22 protein-coding genes are annotated in these 23050 nt (G+C 46.2%); 13 read left to right on the top strand and 9 right to left on the bottom strand.

The window, feature by feature from the left end:
• Positions 1–308: 308 nt before the first annotated feature.
• From BC349_RS00290 to BC349_RS00265, 6 genes are all read left to right on the top strand, one after another.
• Positions 309–1325 carry a threonine aldolase family protein gene (locus BC349_RS00290; RefSeq protein WP_187254751.1) on the top strand — a complete coding sequence of 339 codons (1017 nt, stop codon included), beginning with the start codon at positions 309–311 and terminating at the stop codon, positions 1323–1325.
• 36 nt (positions 1326–1361) lie between these two features.
• A complete protein-coding gene (pgi, locus tag BC349_RS00285; protein WP_187254750.1) occupies positions 1362–3017 on the top strand; it encodes a glucose-6-phosphate isomerase in 1656 nt (551 codons plus the stop codon).
• A 69-nt stretch (positions 3018–3086) separates the two neighbouring features.
• The gene (locus BC349_RS00280; protein ID WP_187254749.1) at positions 3087–3371 is read left to right on the top strand and encodes a hypothetical protein; all 285 of its coding nucleotides are present in this window, start codon (positions 3087–3089) and stop codon (positions 3369–3371) included.
• A 20-nt stretch (positions 3372–3391) separates the two neighbouring features.
• Positions 3392–4306, top strand: coding sequence for an acetyl-CoA carboxylase, carboxyltransferase subunit beta (gene accD / locus BC349_RS00275; protein WP_187254748.1), 915 nt, complete (start codon positions 3392–3394; stop codon positions 4304–4306).
• Positions 4307–4317: 11 nt separating this feature from the next.
• Entirely contained in the window at positions 4318–4752 is a 435-nt protein-coding gene (gene smpB / locus BC349_RS00270; protein ID WP_343063557.1) for an SsrA-binding protein SmpB, read from the top strand.
• A gap of 69 nt (positions 4753–4821) precedes the next feature.
• Complete coding sequence (locus BC349_RS00265) at positions 4822–5793, top strand: hypothetical protein (RefSeq protein WP_187254747.1); 972 nt, start codon at positions 4822–4824, stop codon at positions 5791–5793.
• Positions 5794–5866: 73 nt separating this feature from the next.
• Here the strand turns inward: BC349_RS00265 and BC349_RS00260 are convergent, their stop codons facing one another.
• From BC349_RS00260 to BC349_RS00245, 4 genes are read right to left on the bottom strand one after another with little or no spacing between them, the layout of a single operon-like run.
• Complete coding sequence (locus tag BC349_RS00260) at positions 5867–8386, bottom strand: DNA gyrase/topoisomerase IV subunit A (protein ID WP_187254746.1); 2520 nt, start codon at positions 8384–8386, stop codon at positions 5867–5869.
• A 13-nt stretch (positions 8387–8399) separates the two neighbouring features.
• Positions 8400–8783 (bottom strand): VOC family protein, encoded by a 384-nt coding sequence (locus BC349_RS00255; protein WP_187254745.1) that lies wholly within the window; start codon positions 8781–8783, stop codon positions 8400–8402.
• A 10-nt stretch (positions 8784–8793) separates the two neighbouring features.
• Positions 8794–9624 (bottom strand): DUF1835 domain-containing protein, encoded by an 831-nt coding sequence (locus BC349_RS00250; RefSeq protein WP_187254744.1) that lies wholly within the window; start codon positions 9622–9624, stop codon positions 8794–8796.
• Positions 9625–9658: 34 nt separating this feature from the next.
• Positions 9659–11557, bottom strand: coding sequence for a DNA topoisomerase IV subunit B (locus tag BC349_RS00245; RefSeq protein WP_187254743.1), 1899 nt, complete (start codon positions 11555–11557; stop codon positions 9659–9661).
• Positions 11558–11896: 339 nt separating this feature from the next.
• Here BC349_RS00245 and BC349_RS00240 point away from each other — a divergent pair, with 339 nt between their 5' ends.
• Genes BC349_RS00240 through BC349_RS00225 form a run of 4 tightly spaced genes read left to right on the top strand, consistent with a single transcriptional unit; the run spans position 11897 to position 13697 of the window.
• Positions 11897–12169 (top strand): hypothetical protein, encoded by a 273-nt coding sequence (locus tag BC349_RS00240; protein ID WP_187254742.1) that lies wholly within the window; start codon positions 11897–11899, stop codon positions 12167–12169.
• A gap of 39 nt (positions 12170–12208) precedes the next feature.
• A complete protein-coding gene (locus BC349_RS00235; RefSeq protein ID WP_187254741.1) occupies positions 12209–12481 on the top strand; it encodes a hypothetical protein in 273 nt (90 codons plus the stop codon).
• Positions 12432–12995 (top strand): YkgJ family cysteine cluster protein, encoded by a 564-nt coding sequence (locus BC349_RS00230; protein ID WP_187254740.1) that lies wholly within the window; start codon positions 12432–12434, stop codon positions 12993–12995. Before BC349_RS00235 ends, BC349_RS00230 begins: the two co-directional genes overlap by 50 nt.
• 6 nt (positions 12996–13001) lie before the next feature.
• Positions 13002–13697: a thioredoxin domain-containing protein gene (locus tag BC349_RS00225; RefSeq protein WP_187254739.1), complete on the top strand. Its 696-nt coding sequence runs from the start codon at positions 13002–13004 to the stop codon at positions 13695–13697.
• Here the strand turns inward: BC349_RS00225 and BC349_RS00220 are convergent.
• Positions 13660–14421, bottom strand: a complete 762-nt coding sequence (locus tag BC349_RS00220; RefSeq protein ID WP_187254738.1) for a tRNA threonylcarbamoyladenosine dehydratase — start codon at positions 14419–14421, stop codon at positions 13660–13662. The two genes, BC349_RS00225 and BC349_RS00220, sit on opposite strands and share 38 nt — an antisense overlap.
• Before the next feature lie 143 nt (positions 14422–14564).
• Between BC349_RS00220 and dnaG the strand changes: the two genes are divergently transcribed.
• The 3 genes from dnaG (at position 14565) to ftsH (ending at position 19798) form a co-directional block, all read left to right on the top strand.
• A complete protein-coding gene (gene dnaG / locus BC349_RS00215; RefSeq protein WP_187254737.1) occupies positions 14565–16508 on the top strand; it encodes a DNA primase in 1944 nt (647 codons plus the stop codon).
• Positions 16509–16574: 66 nt separating this feature from the next.
• A complete protein-coding gene (locus tag BC349_RS00210; RefSeq protein WP_187254736.1) occupies positions 16575–17801 on the top strand; it encodes a PepSY-associated TM helix domain-containing protein in 1227 nt (408 codons plus the stop codon).
• A gap of 71 nt (positions 17802–17872) precedes the next feature.
• Positions 17873–19798, top strand: coding sequence for an ATP-dependent zinc metalloprotease FtsH (gene ftsH, locus BC349_RS00205; RefSeq protein ID WP_187254735.1), 1926 nt, complete (start codon positions 17873–17875; stop codon positions 19796–19798).
• Positions 19799–19802: 4 nt separating this feature from the next.
• Here ftsH and BC349_RS19900 read toward each other — a convergent pair whose 3' ends face one another.
• The 4 genes from BC349_RS19900 to prmA form a co-directional block, all read right to left on the bottom strand.
• The gene (locus BC349_RS19900) at positions 19803–20474 is read right to left on the bottom strand and encodes a YdeI/OmpD-associated family protein (RefSeq protein ID WP_187254734.1); all 672 of its coding nucleotides are present in this window, start codon (positions 20472–20474) and stop codon (positions 19803–19805) included.
• Between the two features lie 130 nt (positions 20475–20604).
• A complete protein-coding gene (locus BC349_RS00195) occupies positions 20605–21414 on the bottom strand; it encodes a M48 family metallopeptidase (protein ID WP_187254733.1) in 810 nt (269 codons plus the stop codon).
• A gap of 93 nt (positions 21415–21507) precedes the next feature.
• Positions 21508–22155 (bottom strand): glycerol-3-phosphate 1-O-acyltransferase PlsY, encoded by a 648-nt coding sequence (plsY, locus tag BC349_RS00190; protein WP_187254732.1) that lies wholly within the window; start codon positions 22153–22155, stop codon positions 21508–21510.
• Positions 22156–22208: 53 nt separating this feature from the next.
• Complete coding sequence (prmA, locus tag BC349_RS00185; RefSeq protein ID WP_187254731.1) at positions 22209–23039, bottom strand: 50S ribosomal protein L11 methyltransferase; 831 nt, start codon at positions 23037–23039, stop codon at positions 22209–22211.
• Positions 23040–23050 lie beyond the last annotated feature (11 nt).

Below are 23050 nucleotides of genomic sequence, written 5' to 3'. Positions count from 1 at the left end.
GAGTTATACACAACAGGGGACCAAATATTGGATGAAAGATGAAAATAATAAATATATTAAATGGCGTTAAAAGGTTATAACTAAATGAAATTCATTAATATAAATGTATATGTAAATTATTTAAAAATGTATTAATGTTATTATTTGTAATTAATACTGTTGTAATTATCTGATATGTATTGTTTAGTAGTCTGTTGATCCATTTCTTTTGATCCAATATTGGTACATAGGGTACCCCTTCAAATATTTTCGACCCGGCTCTATCTTCTCCTTTAAAGCCCTCAGCGCTTCCCCCTTATCTTTGTGCCATGAGAATTGAACTCCGCTCCGACACATTTACCCGGCCCACAACCGAAATGCTGCATGCTATGATGCATGCTGAAGTGGGTGATGACGTTTTTGGTGAAGATCCCAGTGTAAACCTGCTTGAGCAGAAAGTTGCCGCTCTTTTCGGAAAGGAAGCCGCTCTTTACTGTCCCACCGGTACCATGAGTAACCAGGTGGCTATTAAAGTGCATACCCAGCCCGGAGATGAGGTTATCTGCGAACAACAGGCGCATGTGTACATTTATGAAGGAGGCGGCATTGCCTTTCATTCCGGCTCCCAGGTAAAGACTGTTCCGGGAAAGCAGGGGCGGATAACAGCGGAACAGGTAGTGGGGGCAATTAATCCGGATGATATTCACCGGGCCCGTACTTCCCTGGTTTGCCTTGAAAATACCAGCAACCGTGGTGGCGGCGCCTGTTATAACTGGGAAGATATTGTTGCCATCAGGCAGGTCTGCCAGATGAACGGCCTCAGGCTGCACCTGGACGGGGCCCGCCTTTTCAATGCACTGGTGGCAACGGGACAAACAGCATCCCAATACGGTGAGGTTTTCGATAGTATTTCCATTTGCCTGAATAAGGGATTGGGATGTCCAATCGGCAGTGTTCTGACGGGTTCGGCGGAATTCATTAAAAAAGCCCGCAGGGTTCGCAAGGTATTTGGCGGGGGAATGCGACAGGCCGGTTATATGGCCGCTGCAGGTATCTATGCCCTGGATCATCATATCAACCGCCTGGCTGACGATCATGCACATGCGAAAAGTATTGCAACCGCCCTTGCGAAAAAAGATTTTACCGGAGAGATCATGCCCGTAGAAACCAATATCCTGATTTTTGAAGTGAAAGGAAGGTTTACAGCGCAGACGCTCGCCGATACACTAAGGCATTACGACATTCATTGTATGGCCATCTCCCCTACACAGATCCGGATGGTAACCCACCTGGATGTAAGTGCTGCAATGATAGAAAAACTGCTTTCGGTTATAGATGGTCTCTAATTTGCTAATTTTACCACCGCAAGCAAAACAAACCTAATGTTACCTACTGTTAACCCTACCAGAACCGGGGCCTGGCAATTATTGCAGGACCATTACCAGAACGATATGAAACAGGTGCGGATGCGGAACCTGTTCACAAATGACCCGGACCGATTCAAAAAGTTTTCCCGCTGCAGCCATGACCTGGTGATCGATTTTTCAAAAAATATCATCACAGAGAAAACCTGGCAATTGCTGATAAACCTGGCGGACGAGTGCCGGTTGAAGGATGCCATCCATGCCATGTTTGATGGCGAGCCAATTAACCAGACTGAAGGCAGGGCTGTATTGCATACCGCATTGAGAAATTTTTCCGGTAAGGCTGTACATGCTGATGGGAAAGATGTTATGCCCGATGTGAAGCAGGTGCTTTCGCGCATGAAAACTTTTTGTGAAAAAGTCCATTCCGGTGAATGGAAGGGATACACGGGTAAGCCTATCCGTTATATCGTGAACATTGGCATCGGTGGCAGCGACCTGGGCCCCCTGATGGTAACCGAAGCCCTGAAACCATATTGGGTGGATGGCATGCAGCCGTTTTTTGTGTCGAATGTGGATGGCACCCATATTGCCGAGACCCTGAAAAAACTTGATCCCGAGCAGACCCTTTTCCTGGTGGCCTCCAAGACCTTTACCACTCAGGAAACGATGACCAATGCACTCACCGCACGTAGCTGGTTTCTGCAAAAAGCCGGCAGCGAGGCTCATGTGGCCAAACATTTTGCGGCGCTTTCCACCAATGAGAAGGAAGTGGTTAAATTTGGAATCGACCGGGAAAATATGTTCGGGTTCTGGGATTGGGTGGGTGGACGATATTCCCTCTGGAGTGCAATCGGACTTTCCATTGCGCTTACCATCGGATATGGCAATTTTGAAGCTTTACTGAAAGGCGCCTATCATACGGATGAACATTTCAGGACAGCCCCTTTCGACCAGAATATTCCCGTGCTGATGGCCCTGACCGGTCTCTGGTACACGAATTTCTTTGGGGCCCAGAGTGAAGCCATTCTCCCCTATGACCAGTATATGCACCGCTTTGCAGCCTATTTTCAGCAGGGTAATATGGAAAGTAACGGGAAATCGGTTGACCGTAACGGTGAGCGGGTGAGTTATGCAACCGGACCCATTATCTGGGGCGAGCCCGGAACCAACGGGCAGCATGCATTTTACCAGTTGATCCACCAGGGAACACCGCTGATTCCCTGCGATTTTATAGCACCTGTCATCAGCCATAACGCACTGGGCGACCATCACCTGAAGCTAATGTCCAATTTCTTCGCGCAAACCGAAGCCCTGATGAATGGTAAATCAACTGATGAGGCAAGGGCAGAACTACAGAAATCCGGCATGGACCCCGAAAAACTGGAAAAATTGCTGCCATTTAAAGTATTTGAGGGCAACAGACCTACCAATTCCATTTTATTGAAACAGGTTACTCCATTTTCTCTGGGACAACTGATCGCCTTGTATGAACATAAGATTTTTGTACAGGGAATCATCTGGAATATTTTCAGTTTTGACCAGTGGGGTGTTGAACTGGGTAAGCAACTGGCCAACCAGATTCTGCCGGAATTGGGGGGCAATGAAGCGGTGAACGGGCATGATTCTTCAACCAACGGTCTGATCAACGCGTTTAAAAATATGCGGGGATAAAAAAATGTTCTTATTTAAAAGCGGCCCGGAGGTCGCTTTTATTTTATAAATTGTATAATAATTTAATATGTGCGTTATTTTATCCTGCTGTTCCTTACCGGTTCTTCGGTAACACTGGCAGCCCAGATTACAAAACCGGCTATGCCAGGTCGAAAGTTTGAGCCGGCGGGGAAAATTTACCATCAACCACCAATGATTGCTCTTCCGGATTTGCGGTTAAAAGACAAATCCCCTGTTACGGGTGAATCAATGATAAGAATATTTGGGAAACCTGTTGGCGGTGCTCTCCTACCTACCCAATGCAATAACGGTAAAGCCCAAAGCAAGAAAATAGTTTCAGGTTTCTTATCTTAGCCGCCAAAACCAAACGGAGCATGGCACAACACGAAGAAGATTTTGATGCAAACCTGGCTGGTGAAGAAGGACAAACAGAGGAAACAAAGTCCAGTTGGTTCAAGCGTATCAAAAAAGGTATTCTGACTAGTACTGCAGAGAAAAAAGAAACTCCCGAGGGCCTTTGGACCAAATGCCCTGAATGTAATTTCATTTGCACCATGAACGAGCTGCGTGAGCAACTGTTCGTTTGCCCCAAGTGCAATTACCACCACCGGATCGGAAGTGATGAATATTTTGAGATACTGTTTGACGATGGAGCTTTTCAGGTGATGTTTGAAAACATCCGTTCCAAAGACTTCCTGAAGTTTACCGATTTAAAATCATACGAAAAGCGCCTGAATGAGATCTGGGCCAAGACAGATATCACTGATTCCATCCGGGTGGCAAGTGGCAATGTCAACAGCCATGCACTTGTGGTGGCCTGTATGGATTTTGAATTTATCGGGGGGTCTCTGGGCAGTGTCATGGGGGAAAGGATTTCCAGGGCGGTAGATTATTGCCTGGAACATAAAACCCCTCTGTTGATCATATGCAAATCCGGTGGCGCCAGGATGATGGAAAGTGCTTTTTCCCTGATGCAACTGGCCAAAGTGTCCGGAAAATTATCTCAAATGACCGATGCAGGTATTCCCTATATTTCTTTCCTGACCGACCCCTCTTTCGGTGGGATCTCTGCTTCTTTTGGTATGTTGGGAGACCTCAATATTGCCGAACCTGGCGCGCTGATAGGTTTTGCCGGACCCAGGGTCATCAAGGAAACCATCAAACGTGATTTACCGGAGGGCTTCCAGCGTAGTGAATTTCTCCTGGAACACGGCTTCCTGGATTTTATTGTTGACAGAAAGGCGTTGAAAGAACGATTGGGTGCAGTGCTCCTTCTGTTCAAAAATTAAATACAGACATAGTGGAATTAAAGAACAGGTCGGCATTTCATGAGTATTATTTCGAATCGACTTATATTGCCGGCATTGTGCTCGTGGGCACGGAAGTAAAAGCCATCAGGGCAGGCAAGGTCAGTTTTAATGACAGTTATTGCCAGTTTCACAAGGGCGAACTGTTTGTGAAGAACATGCATATTTCAGAATATGCATTTGGAACTACACAAAGGCATGAGCCCATGCAGGAAAGGAAGCTTTTATTACATAAAAAGGAACTGAAAAAGCTGGAAGCCAAGATAAAAGAGAAGGGTTATACCCTGGTGCCCTTAAGGATATTTTTTACTGACAAGAATCTTGTAAAGATTGAAATCGGGCTTGGAAAGGGGAAAAAGGTACACGATAAACGGGAATCCATCAAAAAACGGGAGGTTGAGCGCGACATAAAACGCTATCTGAAGTAATTTATTGCATGCAAAATATCCATAGGTAAAATCCCATTTATAGTCTGATTATTTCTTTAATTTTCCAGTATGCATCGTATAATTCTAATATCCTTATTATTCCTCAGCCTGAATGCTGCAGCGCAAAATATGGCGGGCAGCTGGTTTGGGAAAGCCGACGTTGTGATGGATGGCAACTTTAACAACTACCTTACTCAATTGATTATCAAGCAAAAAGGAAATAAGGTAGAGGGTGTTTTTGGGTATTATTTTCGGAATGGATACCAAAGTTTTTATATCAAGGGAACCTATGATCCCAAAACCAGGCAGGTAAGTATACCGGATATACCTGTGGTTTTCTACAAGGAAAATTCCATTGACGGGGTGACCTGTAACATGAGTTTCGAAGGTACATTACGTGTTTCCAAGGTTGGAAGTTTTGTTCGCGGGGCATTCATGTCTGAAGGCAAATACCGTTACACCTGCCCGGAACTAAGGGTGCTGTTCTCCCTTGACTCCCTGGTTCAGGAAGATGAGGCGATCAATGAAGGGATTGCCAAAAAGCTTTGGCAGCCATCCATTGAAGATGTGATCGTGCTGGATGACAAGGACGGTCCGGAAATCAAGAATGCAGTTACTTCTGCCGGCAATAACAGAAGTGTGGTAAAAGGCCCAACCCTTGATGCCAACTCTTTAACCTCCCGGTTCAAGCAGCGTCAAACCATCGTTGCAAATGAGGTTACTGTTAATTCTGATTCGATCAGGGTAAGTTTTTATGATAACGGTGATATAGATGGAGATACAATTACAGTTTTCTTAAATGGCACGCCGGTGCTGGAAAAACAAATGATCTCCGCAAAGGCAACCACTATTTATATCAAGCTAGATCCTGCCAAGGAATTCAATGATATCGCGATGTTTGCCGAGAATCTTGGCAGTATTCCACCCAACACTGCCCTGATGATTGTATATGATGGCAATACGCCGCAGGAAGTATTCCTTTCCAGTAACCTGCAGCAAAATGGAAGTGTAAGGGTGAGACGAAAACCACCAATAAAATAGTAGGTGGTTGGATTAACCTGATTTTAAACAACCTGAAATAATTAAAGGCCATCTGTTACAGATGGCCTTTATATTAGAACAATGATGCCTGGGGTCCATCCTCTTCCTTTTCCTTCGGTTCCCATTCCATTTCGGTGCTCTTATTATAATCTGCCAGTTTGTTACCTACAGCTTTCCAGCCCATTACTTCCACAAAATCTCCGAGTTTGATCTTCTGTGTCCTTGCCTGGGCTCCTCTGCCGGTATGCAATAACAACACAGGCTTACTGTCTGTGGTTACCACTTCGAGCCGGTTGCCATTACCTTCCTTGATAAAGAGGAACCTGTTCTGCAGGGTGGATGTTTCGATCCTGAACCGCTTCACATTGAACTGAAGCTTTTCGTTGTCCAGATATACCGCGGTAATAATTTTATCCGGGTTGAATTTCTCAATCAGCAGGATTTTATCAGGCTCAAAACGCTGGGTCATTTCCAGGTCGGTCAATTCATAGTTGCCGTCTCCGTATACCACCAGCAATTTTTCCGAACCATCAAAATTACCCAGGTAAATACCCTTTTCTTCTGTGTTCAGCCTGCCGAATTTATCATCAAACCACAATTTGATGGCACTGAGTGTGGAACGGCCAGCCTCCTTGAACTTCACATTTTTAATCGGGTATTTGCTGACCTGGTTGCCCATCGCGCTCCTTCCTTTGATCTCCAGTTCTTCGAAATAGAAGTCGAAGGATTTATTACGCGCCGGACAGTTGGGACTCAGCACAATAGTCACTACCTCCGCTTCACCATTGGCATTGGCAGTGAAATAATGCACTTTACTTTTTTCATTACCGCGGGTGAGGTCATATTCCTTGTCGCGTGTAATACCGGTAACATTAAACCTTTTGGCATAGCTGGTTCCTGTACCGCCGTCCACATAGATCATATTATAGGTAGTACGTTCATCGCTCTTGGTGAACACCGCCACATGAATAATATCTTTTCCTATATAGACCTTCTCGCCTACCCGCACTACTTTCATGAGTCCGCGCCGGGTAAAGACAATGATATCATCCAGGTCGGAACATTCAAAAACCAGCTCATCCTTTTTCAGGGAAGTTCCTATGAAACCGTCGGCCCAGTTCACATAGAGTTTGGTATTGGCTATGGCTACCTGCTTGGCCTGGATGGCTTCGAAAGGCCTGATCTCTGTTTTCCTTTCGCGCCCTTTGCCAAATTTTTTCAGCAGGTTTTCATAATAAGCGATGGCAAATTCAACCAGGTGCTCGAGGTCGTAATGAACCTGCTTGATCTCTGCTTCCAGTCCGAGTATCTGCGCATTCAGCTCATCAATATCAAGTTTATAGATCCTGCGGACAGGCTTTTCCGTTAGTTTGACAATATCTTCCCTGGTGACAGCGCGCTTCAATTGCTTCCTGAACGGTAAGAAGGCCTTGTCGATGGCTTCGAGCACCTTCTCCCAGGTTTCGTGTTTTTTCTCCAGTTCCTTGTAGATCTTTTCTTCGAAGAAGATCTTTTCCAGTGAGGTATAATGCCATTTTTCCTGCAGTTCAGCCAGTTTGATCTCCAGTTCGCGTTTCAGCAGGTCCTTGGTGTTTTCGGTAGCAGTGGTCAACAAATCGTTCACACTCAGGAAGCGCGGCTTCTGGTCAACGATCACGCAGGCATTCGGTGAAATGCTGACTTCACAATCTGTAAAGGCGTACAGGGCATCAATGGTAATATCGGGAGATATACCCGGTGCAAGGTCAACCTGTATCTCCACATCCGCTGCGGTATTGTCCGTTACTTTTTTGATCTTGATCTTACCCTGGTCGTTGGCCTTGATAATGGAATCAATCAGTCCGCCGGTGGTCACACCATAAGGCACGTTTTTTATCAGCAGGGTCTTTTTATCGAATTCCTCGATCAGGGCACGTACCCTTACCTTGCCCCCTCTTTTCCCTTCGTTGTAATTGCTGACATCAATCATGCCTCCGGTCTGGAAGTCGGGAAAGATCTCGAATTTTTTCCCTTTGAGGTATTTGATGGAAGCGTCAATCAGTTCGCAGAAATTATGCGGAAGGATCTTGGTAGACAAACCTACTGCGATCCCTTCTGCTCCATGGGCCAGCAGCAGGGGGAATTTCATTGGCAGGGTTACCGGTTCGTTCTTTCTGCCGTCATAACTGAGCTGCCAGTTGGTGGTCTTGTTATTGAAAGCAACCTCCAGTGCAAACTTGCTGAGTCGTGCTTCAATATAACGGGGTGCAGCAGCCTGGTCACCGGTTCTTACATCGCCCCAGTTACCCTGGGTTTCGATCATCAGGTCCTTCTGCCCCATATTTACCAACGCATCACCAATACTGGCGTCCCCATGCGGATGGTATTGCATGCTTTGCCCGATAATATTGGCCACTTTGTTGAAACGGCCGTCGTCCATTTCCTTCATGGCATGCAGGATCCTTCGCTGTACCGGTTTGAGTCCGTCTTCAATGGCAGGAACCGCACGCTCCAGGATCACATAGGATGCATAATCGAGAAACCAGGTCTTATACTGCCCCTGGATCCCGGATTCATTCGTGTACAATTGTTCGTTTAGCTTCCCTTTCGACATTATCCTTGCTTGTTTATATTTCGTATAATTCTAATGGCAACCCATCCGGGTCACTGAAAAAAGTAAACCGTTTACCGGTATAGGGATCAACCCTCACAGGTTCGGTAATGACACCCTTTGCTTCCAATTCAGCAACTGACCTGTCAAGGTTTTCCACACTGAAAGCCAGGTGTCTCAACCCCTGCGCTTCGGGTCTGGAAGGCCTGACCGGTGCGCCCGGAAAGGAGAAGAGCTCAATAATATAATTACCATTGAGGGCAAGATCCAGTTTCCAGGAATTACGATCCTCCCTGAAGACCTCTCTGACAACCTGCAGACCGAGATCTTCGGTATAGAACTTCTTGCTGCGTTCATAGTCCCCTGCAATAATGGCAATATGGTGAACGGCTTTTACCATTTAAAAATCTTTATTCTGATTCAACGGGAAGGTTGCTTTTTGCCTTCACTTCAAAATCCTTCATGTTCTTAATTTCTCCCTGAACATCAAAGTTCCCGTCAGCAACCAGTTTTTTCAGTCTCCATAACAGGTAGGCATCGCCGGTAGTTTGCTTGTTCTTTGACAGGAACTGGTGGATGATCTTGCTGGCTTTCTGCCACTCTGCGGTAATGAATTTCTGCAGGTCGGCATCAAAGAAATCGTAATCATACTGCACCAGTTTCTTCCCTCCTTCCAGGATGCGAACACCTTTGTTTTCACTGGAAAGGCGGGTCCACTCATCGGGGTCCACTTCAAACTCACTGAGGGTAATCGGCCTGGAAAGTTTTTTTGCTTTCAGGAATTCCTTTGGCGGGATGGTACTGAGCCAGGTTGGATAAAACAACTGGCCTTTCTCATTCAGGAAGGGAAGATTATTCAGGTAGAGAATAAATACCCTGCCCTGAAATTCTTTCATGAAATGCAGCAGCCAGTAATAGCCACTCACATCATGTTTGTTCTGTGCGGCCCATATCCAAACGGTCGCTTCCGGATCACGGCGCAGGGTTCCAACCAACTCAGCCACGGTCTTATAATCATCCACTTCACCGGTATCCGCCTTGCCATCGTAATCACCTCCTGCCAGTACCTCTCGCCACCAGTTATGACGGGTTTCCCGGCCCTCACCTTTATATATATTCTCGATCGGACCAACAGCATAGTCATCTCTTATAAGCATCACTTCACCCTGGAGGCTTTCGTCCATCGCGATGGCCTGTTGTAATACTTCGATATCCGGTTCGTTAAAAACAATGTGAATCATGTAGGCTTGTTTTTTTCGTCATTCTGTCAATGAATCAACCTTCTGTTACTTCTTCAACCAGGTCCAGTTCCACCTTCAGGTTGTCAATAATAAAGTCCTGGCGCTGGGGTGTATTCTTGCCCATGTAATATTCCAGCAGTTGCTGGATATGCGTTTCCGGCATTACCAATACCGGTTGTTTACGCATGTCTTCACCAATGAAACGGGCAAATTCGTCGGGTGAGATCTCACCCAATCCCTTAAATCGAGTGATCTCCGGTTTGCTGCCCAGCTTTTTAACGGCAGCCTGTTTTTCCGTTTCATCATAACAGTAAATGGTTTCCTGTTTGTTGCGAACCCTGAATAAAGGCGTTTCAAGGATATACACATGGCCGTTTTTCACCAGGTCGGGGAAGAACTGCAGGAAGAAGGTCATCAGCAACAGGCGGATATGCATACCATCCACATCGGCATCGGTAGCGAAAACGATATTGTTGTAGCGCAGGTTTTCAACGCCTTCTTCCACATTCAGGGCGTGTTGCAGCAGGTTGAATTCTTCATTCTCATACACCACTTTTTTAGTGAGCCCGAAGCAGTTCAGGGGCTTTCCACGAAGGCTGAACACAGCCTGGGTTTCGACATTACGTGCTTTTGTAATTGATCCGCTGGCTGAATCACCCTCAGTGATAAAGATGGTGCTTTCCCGTTGTTTCTGCAGTACGGTTTCCTTATCCTTGCCAGATGGTTCTTCGTTATAATGGAAGCGGCAATCGCGTAACTTTTTATTGTGCAGGTTGGCCTTCTTTGCCCTTTCGTTGGCCAATTTCTTAATGCCCGCCAGCTCCTTTCTTTCGCGTTCGCTCTGTTCGATCCTTTTCTTCAGGGCTTCTGCAGTAGTGGTGTTTTTGTGCAGATAGTTGTCCAGTTCTTTTGCCAAAAATTCATACACGAAATTCTTCATGCTCTGCCCGCCTTCTTCCACGTATTGCGAGCCGAGCTTGGTCTTGGTCTGGGATTCGAATACCGGTTCTACCACCCGCACAGATACTGCAGCTGTAATACTGGCACGTATATCCGAAGCTTCGTAATCTTTCTTATAAAAATCTCGGATCACTTTTACATAAGCTTCCCGGAAAGCCTGCTGATGGGTTCCGCCCTGTGTGGTAAACTGGCCGTTCACGAAACTGAACAGTTCTTCACCATAATCATTGTTGTGGGTGATGGCCACCTCAATATCATTTCCCTTCAGGTGAATGATCGGGTAACGAAGTTCGTCCTCATTGGTTTTACGTTGCAGCAGGTCCAGCAGGCCGTTCTTACTCACATATCGCTTGCCATTGAACAGGATGACCAATCCAGCGTTGAGGTAACAATAATTCCACAGCAGGTTCTCAATATATTCTTCCTGGAAATGAAAGTTGCGGAACACGGTTTCATCGGGAATGAAATTAACCAGGGTTCCGTTGTTTTCTTTGGAACCGGTTTCCTTGTGTTCTTTCACCAGCACTCCCTTTTCGAATTCGGCTGTTTTCTCCTTGCCTTCGCGAAATGCCGTCACCTTGAAATATTGACTGAGGGCATTTACCGCCTTGGTACCTACACCGTTCAGTCCCACACTTTTCTGGAATGCCTTGCTGTCGTACTTGGCACCGGTATTGATCTTGCTGACCACGTCCACCACTTTGCCGAGGGGAATGCCCCGGCCATAATCCCGGATAGAAACGGTACGGTCTTTAATATTCAGCTCGATCTGTTTACCATAGCCCATGGTATGTTCGTCAATACAGTTGTCGATCACTTCCTTTAACAATACGTAGATGCCATCGTCCGCACTACTGCCATCGCCCAGTTTGCCTATATACATGCCCGGCCGCAACCTGATGTGCTCGCGCCAGTCGAGGCTCCGGATGGAATCTTCGGTATACTCAAATCCTGCTTTGTTGATTTCTGCCATGTTCTGATCTTTATTGCACTAAGCCGGCAAATATAAAGAAAGCAGGGGCATGATGACCGCACCGGTTTTGCACCTTTGTGGAAAATAGTAGCATATATGTATAATATTGAATATCAATACCTATTGGTTAACTTAATTTTAAATTTGCCCCGGATACTGTCCTGAATTTTTCTTCTATGAGAATAATCATATTTTTGATCTCCCGCACCGGTTAACAAGCAGCAGCGAAGCATTACTACTAACCTTTTCGCCCTGCCTTAACCACCCGGCCCATACTAACCCATTGAGTGCTGATTTACAACCCGTTATTTAGTTTTAACTGTTGAAAAATTGTAGAGTATGTATAGCTATTCCTTATTGGAGACGAGTTGTTATTATCTCATCCAGGAAAAAGAAGAGGGACCGATTTCATTGATCAAGGTGAACATGGAAACGGATTATTGTTTGTTTATCACCCGTTTTGGAGAAACGGAGATTACTGAGTGGCGCAAGAAGCAGGATCCGATTCATGAAATTCTTGAGTTGCTGAGTGATGAAAAAGTAAAAGAATGGCAGACTGCTTATTACAGCAATGAAGATGCGTATTTTGAGGATGGCAATGGTGAGGAGTGAGAATTGCATTTATTAACAACACTATAAACCCCTATTCCCATGGCAAATTACGCCGATCTGCAACCAGGAAATTTTTACCTGCTCAGGGACACGGAGGAGTCAGACATCGAACTGATCTCCGTACTTGCTTTAACGGATAAATGTATCCTGCTGAGGAGCTTCGGACAGGTAGAGGAAGATTTCTGGAAAATGCGTACCGACCCAATTTACCAGGTGATTGAAGAACTGGATTATGACAGTGCTGCTGCCATCCTTTCCCTTTATGATGAAGAGGGAGACGAGGAAGAATGGGAGGAAGAAGATGAGGAATAAGGATCTTCAGCTGGTAACCGACCTTTCCTTTATTGCTGGTGAATCAGCAGCAAAGACCGCGGAAAATGAAGCATTCAGGGATTTCCTGAAGCACTCAGACATTGAACTGGACAGTCTTGTTCATGAGTTGAACGGAGAGATCGAACCCCTGATTGATTGTACTGCCTGTGGTAATTGCTGCCGGAGCCTGATGATTAATGTAAGTGCAGATGAGGCACAGTCACTGGCAGAGAGGTTGCATACCAGTTTGGCAGCTGTTAAGGAAAAGTACCTGGAAGAAAGCACAGGGGGTATGCTGGTCATCAATACCATCCCCTGTCATTTCCTGGCTGATAATAAATGTACCATCTACGAAAACCGGTTCGCAGATTGCCGTGAATTTCCTCATTTGCACAAAAATGGCTTCCACCAAAGGATCTTTGGCACCCTGATGCATTATGGACGATGTCCGATTATTTATAATGTGATGGAAGCATTGAAGCAGCACACTAAATTTGTACCTGAATTAAAGTAAATCTTCATGCAAAAAATAGTATTGCTTTTCGCCATTGTCCTGTTTGCGGGCAGTTGCCAGTTAAATGGCCAGACTCAGTCAAGGTTGGACCCAACCGCTTTTGAGCAGAAAATCAAATCCGGATCGGTTCAAATCCTGGATGTCAGGACATCCAAAGAGTACAAGTCAGGATATATAGACAACGCCATGCTGGCAGACTGGTTGAATGAAAAACAGTTTAATGAGCGTACCCAGCACCTGGATAAATCAAGGCCGGTACTGGTCTATTGTGCATCCGGTATCCGCAGTGCAGAAGCTGCTGAGGTTTTACGGACCCGGGGGTATACCGTATTCGAACTGGTTGGTGGTATGAATAAATGGAAGCGCGAAGGGAAGCCGGTAAAAGGTGATAAGCCTGTTTCCCAGATGGGAACGGAAGATTTCAACAAGCTCGTTCAGCAATCCAACCTGGTGCTGGTTGATTTCGGGGCTACCTGGTGCCCTCCCTGCCGCAAGATGGAGCCGGTTCTTCAGCAATTGGAGAAGGATTTATCGGGTCAGTTTGCATTGACGAAAATAGATGCGGGTGTTCATACTGCCCTCATGAAACAAATGAATGTTGAAGCCCTTCCGCATTTCTTTGTTTATAAGAACGGCCAGAAAGTATGGGACAAGCAAGGTATCGTCAGTCTGGAAGAACTGAAGAAGGCCCTTCAGTTGTAACCGGCTGCTGGTACAGGTCGCGGATTACTACACTGGCGCACATGCACCCAAAAATGGCAGGCATATAGGAAATGGTTCCGATCAGGGACTTTTTCGGATATGCTTTTTCTGTTTCTATGATTCTGTCCTGGTCCACCCTCTCCGGTGAAAAGACCACTTTGATACCTTTCCTGACACCCAGTTTATTCAGCCTTTTGCGCACATACCTTGCAAGATTGCAGATATGGGTGTTTTCCAGTTCACTAATCTCGACCAGGCTGGGGTCAACCTTCCCTCCTGCCCCCAGGGCGCTGACCACCGGGATTCCCATTTCCACACAGGATTTGATGAAAAATACTTTTGGCGACAGGGTGTCAATACAATCCACCGCATAATCGTAGTGCTGGGCGGCAAGGATTTCGCGGGTTCTTTCGTCCCTGATGTATTCCGGTAATACGGTCAGTTCAATGGCGGGGTTAATGTCCCTCAGCCGTTCGGCCATCACTTCCGCCTTCAGTTTACCTGCTGTGGAATGTAACGCCGGGATCTGCCGGTTGCAATTGCTCAGGTCAACATGGTCTGCATCGACAATGGTCATCCTGCCCACTCCGGCCCTGGCAATCATTTCGGCGCAAATACCACCTACCCCGCCTAATCCCACTACCAGAACATTCCGGGTCATCAGCCTTTCGATGGGCTCATCACCCAGTAACATTTCTGTACGCGACATCCAGTAAGGAATCATTCAATTCAATTTTGGGTTGCAAATCTAAGGAAATCCGCCATCCGCTATCTGCCACCTTTCACCCGTCGGGTGGCACCCGACGGGTGAAGGGAAATTCTCCCTTCCTCCATCTCTCCGGTTTGTTGTAAATTGCCCTTTTCTACATGATTACCCAGGCTACCATACAGCAGATCCTTAACCGCATTGATATCATTGATGTGGTGGGCAGCTTTGTGAAGCTGAAAAAAAGAGGCACCAATTACCTGGGGCTTTGTCCTTTTCACAACGAAAAATCTCCCAGCTTTACCGTTTCGCCCAACAAGGAGATCTATAAATGTTTTGGCTGTGGTAAAAGCGGTAACACCATCAGCTTTATCATGGAGCACGAAAAGTACTCCTATGTGGAAGCCCTGAAATGGCTGGCCAACCGTTACAATATCGAGGTGGAAGAAACCGAGGTGAGTGCGGAGGTCAGGGCACAGCAACAGGTGGCCGACAGTCTTTATATCCTGAACAGCTTTGCGCAGCAGTATTTTTCCAAAGTGCTGCTGGAAGATGAAGAAGGGCAGGCTGTCGGACTCAGTTACCTGAAAGAAAGGGGATTCACGGAGAGCATTATACGAAAATTCCAGATCGGCTATTGCAAGGAATCGCGCAATGCATTTGTAACGGAAGCGCTGGGTAAACAATATAACCGTGAACTGCTGGTGAAATCCGGTCTGGCGGCCGTTCGCAACGAGGAGCTGGTGGACAATTACAGGGGCAGGATCATTTTCCCGGTGCATAATACCACCGGAAAAGTGATTGGTTTCGGGGCACGTATCATTAAAAAGAATGACAAGGCCCCCAAGTATATCAATACGCCGGAAAACGAGATATACATCAAGAGCCGGATCCTGTACGGGATGTATTTTGCCCGGCAGGTGATCGATAAATTCGACGAATGCCTGCTGGTAGAAGGTTATACCGATGTAACATCCCTTCACCAGGCCGGTATCGAAAATGTAGTGGCCAGCGGCGGCACTTCACTGACAACGGACCAGATCAGGCTGGTGAGAAAATACACCAATAACCTCACCATCATTTATGATGGTGATGCTGCCGGGGTGAAAGCCGCGCTGCGTGGACTGGATATGGCTCTCGAAGAAGGATTGAATGTAAAACTGGTACTCATTCCCGATAAGGAAGATCCTGACAGTTATGTAAACAAAGTAGGCACTGATGCTTTTAGGCAGTTTGTGGCAGACAACAAAAAGGACTTCATTTTATTTCAACTGGAAGTGGCCCTTAAAGACGCCGGCAGCGACAGCCAGAAAAAAGCGGCTGTGGTGAACCAGATTGCGGAGACCCTTTCGCGTATCAATAAAACGGAGGATTTCACGCGCCAGCAGGATTATATCAGGCAATGTGCTGAACTGCTGAAAATTGAGGAAACAGGTTTCACCAACCTGGTGAATAAATTTATCCGCGAAAGGGTGAATAAAATGGAAAGCAAATCCCAGCAGGATATGCCTCCTTTCCCGGATGACGGAATGCCTCCTCCTATGGAGAGTGTTGAAATCACTGATGAAGGATTTCAACTTTTACTGAAAGATGAATTACAGGAAAGGGCCGTCGTTAGGGCCCTGATCGAATTCGGACTGAAGCCCTGGGATGAAGGGCATAAAGTGGCTGACCATATTTTCGATGAGCTGGCAGAGGAAGACCTGTTCGATAACAAGGAACTGCTGGAGGTTGTCAATACCTATAAACTATGGTATGATGCAGGGCTGGAACCTACTGCCAGGAATTTCTTTTATCATGAAAACCAGACGCTCAGTACTGTGGTTGTATCCCTGCTTGAATTTCCATATGAACTGAGTCTGAAATGGAAAGACAAATTTCAGTTGCCTGTGGTATCGCGTGAGGAAACTTTTCGGGAGGAAGTGATCTCAACACTCGGATACCTGAAGCTTCGCAAAATAAAGCGGATGATGGAAGAAAACCAGCGTGACCTTGGGCTGCAGCATTCTCCGGAAGAACAGATCACCCTGTTGCAAACGCACCAGGCCCTCAAGCAGATGGAACGCGAACTGCTTAAAAACCTGGGGACAGTAATTGTTCGCTGAGTGAGGGCCGTTTTTTTCCTGATTGCATAAACAGCTATGAGTGGTATTTACAGATTTTTGCTGAATATGAAAGTAAATACGTCCAAATCTGGTTGGCAAAAGGTCAGAAAACTCCTGAATGATTTGCATTTGTGGATGGGGTTGGCAAGTGGCCTGATCCTTTTCGTTGTTTGTCTCAGTGGTACTGTTTATACTTTCAGCTCCGATATACAGGAATGGCTGGAGCCCGGCAAATACAAACTGGCATCAGAACAAAAGACCCGGCTGCTTACCGCAGAAACGCTGATGGCAAAGGTGATGGATAGTCTTCAGGATGGCCGGATTACCGCTGTTACGATTCCTGCCGACAGTTTGAGGACCTGGCAGGTTACAGTGATGAAAACCACGGAAAAAACGACAAAGAGTGCTGGTGCTCCCAGGCCCGACAGGGGAACTACCTATTTTGTAAATCCTTATTCCGGTGAGGTATTGGGAACCACCGAAGGAGCCGGTTACGGCTTTTTTATGTTCATGTTCAAATTGCACAGGTGGTTATTACTGGATATGGAAATCGGTCGCCCGATTGTAGGCTGGGCAACGGTTATCTTTAGTTTACTGGTAATTTCAGGATTGATCATCTGGATTCCGCAAAAGGCACGCATGTGGCGGCAGGGACTTAAGGTGAAATTCAGTGCCAACTGGAAACGTGTTAACCATGATCTTCACAACACACTTGGTTTTTATTCTTCATTTTTACTGCTCATCATGAGCCTTACCGGATTGACCTGGTCCTTTGAATGGTACAGAGATGGTTTTCATAAAGTACTTGGAACGTATAAGCCCAGGGGAGCATCGCGGGAAGAGTCCCTGAAATCAGTTTTACCAGCAGAAGGCCAAGCCATAAAACCAACAGTTGCAGCCTATCTTGAACAGGTCAATGCTCAACTCCCCTATGCAGGTATCAGCAGGATTGCCTTTGCCGGCTCTCCGGACGGTATTGTAACTGTAACCAAAAACAAAACCGGTTTTTTTGCTCCTGCCGCGGGTGACAGGATTATGCTGGACCAATACAGTGCAGCCGTATTAAAAACTGAAATTTTCAGCAGCAAACCCGTGAACGAAAGGATTTCAGGTTCTGTAAAAGCCCTTCATATTGGAAACGTATATGGCAGTTTCAGTAAGATACTTTACTTTATAGCATGCCTGGTTGCAACCAGTTTGCCTGTAACGGGAACGCTTATCTGGATCAACAAACTCAAAAAGAAAAAGCCGGCAGCCGCTACCCCCGGCCTTAGCCAGAGATCAATTGCCTGATAGCGGACCTGATTTCCTTACATAGTCAAGTCATTTGCCAGCTCGGGAATAATGATTATTTTTTGGTCACTATGGCAAAACAAACCGGGCCTTCTTCCAAAAAACCAAATGGTTTGCCGGGTGGTGGTTTATTCAGCTCCGGCAAATGGTGGGTTTACCTGCTCATATTGTTATTTTTTTTGCTGCCGACACTTCTGTCGAGATATACTTCCAGTTCTGAGATCTCCTGGAAGGTATTTGAAAAAGACATGCTCAGCCGAAAGGCTGTAGAGAAGGTGGTGGTTATCAATAACGAAAGGGCCGATGTGTACATTAAAAAGGAATTCGCCAATGATTCGATGTTCAGGGAAGTGTTGAAACCACCCTTCGGGAAAGGTATACAGGCAGGTCCGCATTACAGCTTCAATATCGGTTCAGTCGAGCAGTTTGAGAAGAAGCTGGAGGAAGCACAAAAGGGGATTCCGGATAGTGATAAAATCGAGGTAAGTTATGTAAAAGAACAGGACTGGATCGGAAATATATTCGTTTGGGTATTACCGTTAATAGTAATGATTTTTCTCTGGTCCTACATTCTCCGCAGATCAGGTGGAGCCGGTGGCGCCGGCATATTTAATTTCGGAAAGTCTACCGCCACCCTGATAGAAAAGGAAAAGAGCAAGGTTAGTTTCGATGATGTTGCCGGACTGGAGGAAGCGGAGCAGGAAGTTCGGGAAATTGTAGACTTCCTGAAGAACCCGGAAACATTTACCCGCCTGGGAGCAAAGATACCCAAGGGAGTAATACTGGTTGGCCCGCCTGGTACCGGTAAGACCTTGCTGGCCAAAGCCGTGGCAGGCGAAGCCCAGGTACCATTTTTCACCATCTCCGGATCGGAGTTTGTGGAAATGTTTGTGGGAGTAGGTGCTTCAAGGGTGCGGGACCTTTTCAAGCAGGCCAAGGAGAAAGCCCCCTGTATCATTTTTATTGATGAGATTGATGCCATTGGTCGCTCCAGAGGGAAAGGAGCTTTCCTGAGTGGTGCCAATGATGAAAGGGAAAGTACGCTGAACCAGTTGCTGACCGAGATGGACGGTTTCGGAACCAATAGTGGTGTAATTGTGCTGGCTGCCACCAACCGGGCCGATATGCTGGATCCGGCCCTGTTAAGACCCGGGAGATTTGACCGGCATATTTACCTCGAGCTTCCCAACATGAAAGAAAGGGAAGAGATTTTCAAAGTACATATGCGGCCATTGGTAATGGAGGACAACATAGATCTGGCGCTCCTGGCCGGGCAGACCCCGGGTTTCTCCGGTGCTGATATTGCCAATATCTGTAATGAGGCGGCACTGATCGCAGCCCGCAGAAAAAAGGAAAGGATCGGACGACAGGAGTTTATGGATGCCATCGACAGAATTGTGGCCGGAATCGAGAAAAAAAGCAAGATCATCTCCAGGGAGGAGAAAAATATCATTGCCATTCACGAAGCAGGTCATGCGGTAGTAAGCTGGTTGCTCAAACATGTTGATCCGATAGTAAAAGTATCGATCATTCCTAGAGGTAAATCACTTGGATCTGCCTGGTACCTGCCGGAGGAAAAACAATTGCGGAGTGAAACAGCTTTTAATGAAAGACTTTCTGCAACCCTGGCCGGAAGGGCCGCGGAGGAAGTGGCTTTTGGGGAAGTGTCTTCCGGAGCACTGGATGACCTCGAAAAGGTTACGCGGGAGGCATATATGATGGTGGTGTATTTCGGTTTCAATGAAAAACTGGGTAATATCAGTTTCTATGACTCTACCGGCCAGCGCGACATGAGCCTTCAAAAACCATATAGTGAAGAAACCGGCAGGATCATAGACGAAGAGGTGAGGAAACTGGTGGAAACTGCCTACCAGCGGGCTTTGGAGATACTCAGGCAGAACAAACACTTATTGCAACAGGTGGCTGACCTGCTGCTGAAAAAAGAAATGGTCTTCAAGGAAGACCTGGAAAAAATATTGGGAAAGCGGGAGGAATGAAATCCTATTTTTCTGTTGGATTCTTTTTCCCTGCCAGCAATTTTTCAACGGTGGCGCTTAACCGATTCTGGCGGGTCTCTTCTTTTTTAGCACTATTGATCCATTGCACATATTCTTTCTTGTTGGTAAAAGAAAGCGTTTCAAATAAGTCGAGTGCTTTTTTATGTTTTTTCAGGCAGAGTTGTTTGCGGAGTTCTTCCGGGATCTCAACTTTTCTCTCTTTAAAATCCACCCCCTCAACCGGTGCCGGAGTTCCTCCATTGGCTGATGCCCGTTTCATCTCACCGATCTGTTCGCATTTTTTAAAGCGAAGAGCGCTCCAGACTGAGTCCAGGGCTACCTGCCTTACACCTTCATAACCAGCGTTCACCACCATATTCCAACTGCAGTCGCGGTTCAGGTTGGTGACAATTTTGGAGCTGGTTTTAGGGTAGGCTATCCAGAGTTTGGATTCTTCGTGCAAAGCCGGTAATACATCTTTCAGGATGCCATTCAACTGGTTTTCATTGATGGCAAAAACCAGGGCAAAATCAATGCGTCTGCTTTTTAGTAAAGGGGTTACATTTTTAGCAAAAGTCAATTTGTTGAACTGCTTTTCTATAGAGGAAGGTAATCCCTGGATGAGCAGATTTCTTTCGTCTTTATATTGTAATTTTTCGAATAAATCCTGCGACATACCTGGTATAATTTAGCTGAAAAAGATAATTATAGCGGGATGCAAATTTAACGGAATATGCCCGAAGGACATGGGAAAAAAGCAAAAAAATCCCGCTGAAATGCAGCGGGATTCAATATTTTGATGAAAATCAAGGTTTCACCGGCTTATAATACTTCAGGGCCTCCGGCATCATCTCTTCCAATCTTTTAATACGTGTTTCCTCAGTAGGGTGTGTACTGGCAAATTCGGGGGGGCGGTTTCCTCCGCTTGCGGCTGCCATTCTCTTCCAGAGGGCGATGGCTTCCTGGGGGTTATAACCAGCCATCGCGCTAAACATCAGGCCAAATTTATCCGCTTCCAGTTCATTGCTCCGGGAGAAAGGCAGGATTGCCCCCAATGTAGTACCCAGGCCATAAGCGGTCATAAAAAGATTCTGGGTTTCTGAAGGTTTATTGGCAACTGCCACCGAAAGGGCCACACCGCCCAGTTGCTGGATCATACCCTGGCTCATACGTTCATTACCATGCTTGGCGAGGGCGTGGGCAATTTCATGCCCCATTACAACAGCCAGTGCCGCTTCGTTCTGGGTTATGGGAAGCAGTCCCGTATAAACTACGATTTTCCCACCGGGCATACACCAGGCATTGGCTTCCTTTGAATCGACCAGGTTATATTCCCATTTATAACCAGCCAATTCCTGGCTGAGGCCTTTTTCCGTGTAATACTTGGTTACTGCGGTAGAAATACGCTGACCAATCCGTCTAACCATTTCAGCGTCTTTGCTGGTATTGGTACTTACTACCTTATTCTGAGAGAGGAAAGTAGTGTATTCCGTTGAAGCCATAGTCTGGATCTCGGCTTCTGAAAAGAGGGTCAATTGACTTCTCCCCGTAATGGGGTTTTTGCTACAGGAAACAAGGCTGGTTGCCAATACTGCAACAAGGAGGAAATTTTTCATGTGTATTCGGGTTTTCAGGAATGGTTATTCAATTGTTATACCAACCCGGTGTAAAGTTAACGAAGAAGACGTTAAACCTTCAAAAAGAACGGATTAGGGCTTTCTCTTTCGTTTCCGGTCGCGGTATTTCAGAATCGGCACTTTGCTTTCACTTCCTCTCAGGAGGCGGCTGATGTTTTTCTGGTGGGTCAGGATCACCAGGAGGGCTACAACAATGGCAAACACACGATAGGCATTATTGTCCACATTAAAGATCACCAGTATAAAAACCGGAAAGGCAACGCTTGCGAGAATGGAACTTAATGAAACAAACCGGGTGAGATAAAGAACCAGCAGGAATACGCCCGAACAACAAAGGGCTGTCCAGGGAGAAATTCCGATAACCAGTCCGAATAAAGTGGCCACCCCTTTCCCACCCTTGAAATCTGCCCATAATGGGAAAATATGACCCAGAACGGCTGTCATTCCAAGCGCTATCTGGAAATTGGTAAGCGCCAGGTCATTTTCAACATAATAGGGTAAAAGGAGTGCCAGTTTAACTGCTGCGAGACCTTTTAACACGTCAATGATCATCACCAGTGTGCCCCATTTGGAACCGAGCACACGGAATGTATTGGTAGCGCCGGCATTGCCACTTCCATATTCGCGGATATCTATCCCGAAATAATATTTACTTACCCATACTGCGGTAGGTATAGAGCCGATACAATAGGCCAAAAATATCAGCAGAGCCTCTTTCATTTTCCGGTTAAGTTGGATTTCAAAAATAATGAAAACGGTAATTCAAAATCCACTCATCCGTTTTCTTTAACAATCATCTTCCAGCATAGCCAACTGTTGTGTTGTTGCATATCCACTAACGTCAGCGGATGCGCTTCTATTGCGGCTTTGAGATCATTTGCATCCGATTGCAGCAGGCCGCTTACCACAATCAATCCCCCTGGTTTACAATGTTCCAACATCACATGCAACTGTGACAGCACCACATGCTTGTTGATATTTGCTAATATGATGTCGAATTGTTCCTGAACCTGAATCGTATCTGCCTGCAATAATTTTATGCGACGGCATTGATTGCGGGTAATATTTTCTGCGGCATTCTCAATGCTCCAGCTATCATTGTCGATGGCCAGGATTTCACTGGCACCCATTTTTTCTGCCAGGATGGCCAGGATGCCGGTTCCGGTTCCAAAGTCAAGAACCTTTTTCTCTTCGAATGAAATCCTGCGCATAGTCTGCACCATCAGCCAGGTGGTGGCGTGGTGGCCGGTGCCAAAACTCATTTTGGGAGTAATGTTGATATCGTACATAACCCCTACCGCCGGCTGGTGGAAATCGGCCCTGATAGCACAGAAATCATCTACTATAACCGGCTGGAAACCTGCTTCCCATTCGGCATTCCAGTTCCTTTGCTCTATTGTTTCTGTTTCATAAGCCAGGCCGAATGGGCCGAGCAGATCTTCAAGGGATGTAATGTCAAACTGTCCTGCCGGAATGAAGGCCTTCAGTACGGAACGTTCTTCCACAAAGCCTTCGTACCCTGCATCACTGAGTAAGGCGATGAGGATATCCCTTACATTGTTGTCACTAACAGTGATGGTTACCTGTTGATAACTATTGATCATTGTATTTAATT

The organism is Flavihumibacter stibioxidans (assembly GCF_014332695.1).
Classification (GTDB): Bacteria; Bacteroidota; Bacteroidia; order Chitinophagales; family Chitinophagaceae; genus Flavihumibacter; species Flavihumibacter stibioxidans.
Note: the sequence above shows the minus strand (reverse complement) of the source record. Positions and strands in the feature narration are given on the sequence as shown.

Coding starts and splice junctions, on each gene's coding strand:
- BC349_RS00250 (WP_187254744.1), bottom strand. CDS start 9,624: ATGATTCACATTGTTTTTAACGAACCGGATATCGAAGTATTACAACAG.
- BC349_RS19900 (WP_187254734.1), bottom strand. CDS start 20,474: ATGTCGCAGGATTTATTCGAAAAATTACAATATAAAGACGAAAGAAAT.
- BC349_RS00235 (WP_187254741.1), top strand. CDS start 12,209: ATGGCAAATTACGCCGATCTGCAACCAGGAAATTTTTACCTGCTCAGG.
- BC349_RS00240 (WP_187254742.1), top strand. CDS start 11,897: ATGTATAGCTATTCCTTATTGGAGACGAGTTGTTATTATCTCATCCAG.
- BC349_RS00265 (WP_187254747.1), top strand. CDS start 4,822: ATGCATCGTATAATTCTAATATCCTTATTATTCCTCAGCCTGAATGCT.
- ftsH (WP_187254735.1), top strand. CDS start 17,873: ATGGCAAAACAAACCGGGCCTTCTTCCAAAAAACCAAATGGTTTGCCG.
- BC349_RS00225 (WP_187254739.1), top strand. CDS start 13,002: ATGCAAAAAATAGTATTGCTTTTCGCCATTGTCCTGTTTGCGGGCAGT.
- pgi (WP_187254750.1), top strand. CDS start 1,362: ATGTTACCTACTGTTAACCCTACCAGAACCGGGGCCTGGCAATTATTG.
- accD (WP_187254748.1), top strand. CDS start 3,392: ATGGCACAACACGAAGAAGATTTTGATGCAAACCTGGCTGGTGAAGAA.
- BC349_RS00260 (WP_187254746.1), bottom strand. CDS start 8,386: ATGTCGAAAGGGAAGCTAAACGAACAATTGTACACGAATGAATCCGGG.
- prmA (WP_187254731.1), bottom strand. CDS start 23,039: ATGATCAATAGTTATCAACAGGTAACCATCACTGTTAGTGACAACAAT.
- BC349_RS00210 (WP_187254736.1), top strand. CDS start 16,575: ATGAAAGTAAATACGTCCAAATCTGGTTGGCAAAAGGTCAGAAAACTC.
- BC349_RS00245 (WP_187254743.1), bottom strand. CDS start 11,557: ATGGCAGAAATCAACAAAGCAGGATTTGAGTATACCGAAGATTCCATC.
- dnaG (WP_187254737.1), top strand. CDS start 14,565: ATGATTACCCAGGCTACCATACAGCAGATCCTTAACCGCATTGATATC.
- plsY (WP_187254732.1), bottom strand. CDS start 22,155: ATGAAAGAGGCTCTGCTGATATTTTTGGCCTATTGTATCGGCTCTATA.
- BC349_RS00230 (WP_187254740.1), top strand. CDS start 12,432: ATGATGAAGAGGGAGACGAGGAAGAATGGGAGGAAGAAGATGAGGAAT.
- BC349_RS00290 (WP_187254751.1), top strand. CDS start 309: ATGAGAATTGAACTCCGCTCCGACACATTTACCCGGCCCACAACCGAA.
- BC349_RS00255 (WP_187254745.1), bottom strand. CDS start 8,783: ATGGTAAAAGCCGTTCACCATATTGCCATTATTGCAGGGGACTATGAA.
- BC349_RS00195 (WP_187254733.1), bottom strand. CDS start 21,414: ATGAAAAATTTCCTCCTTGTTGCAGTATTGGCAACCAGCCTTGTTTCC.
- BC349_RS00220 (WP_187254738.1), bottom strand. CDS start 14,421: ATGATTCCTTACTGGATGTCGCGTACAGAAATGTTACTGGGTGATGAG.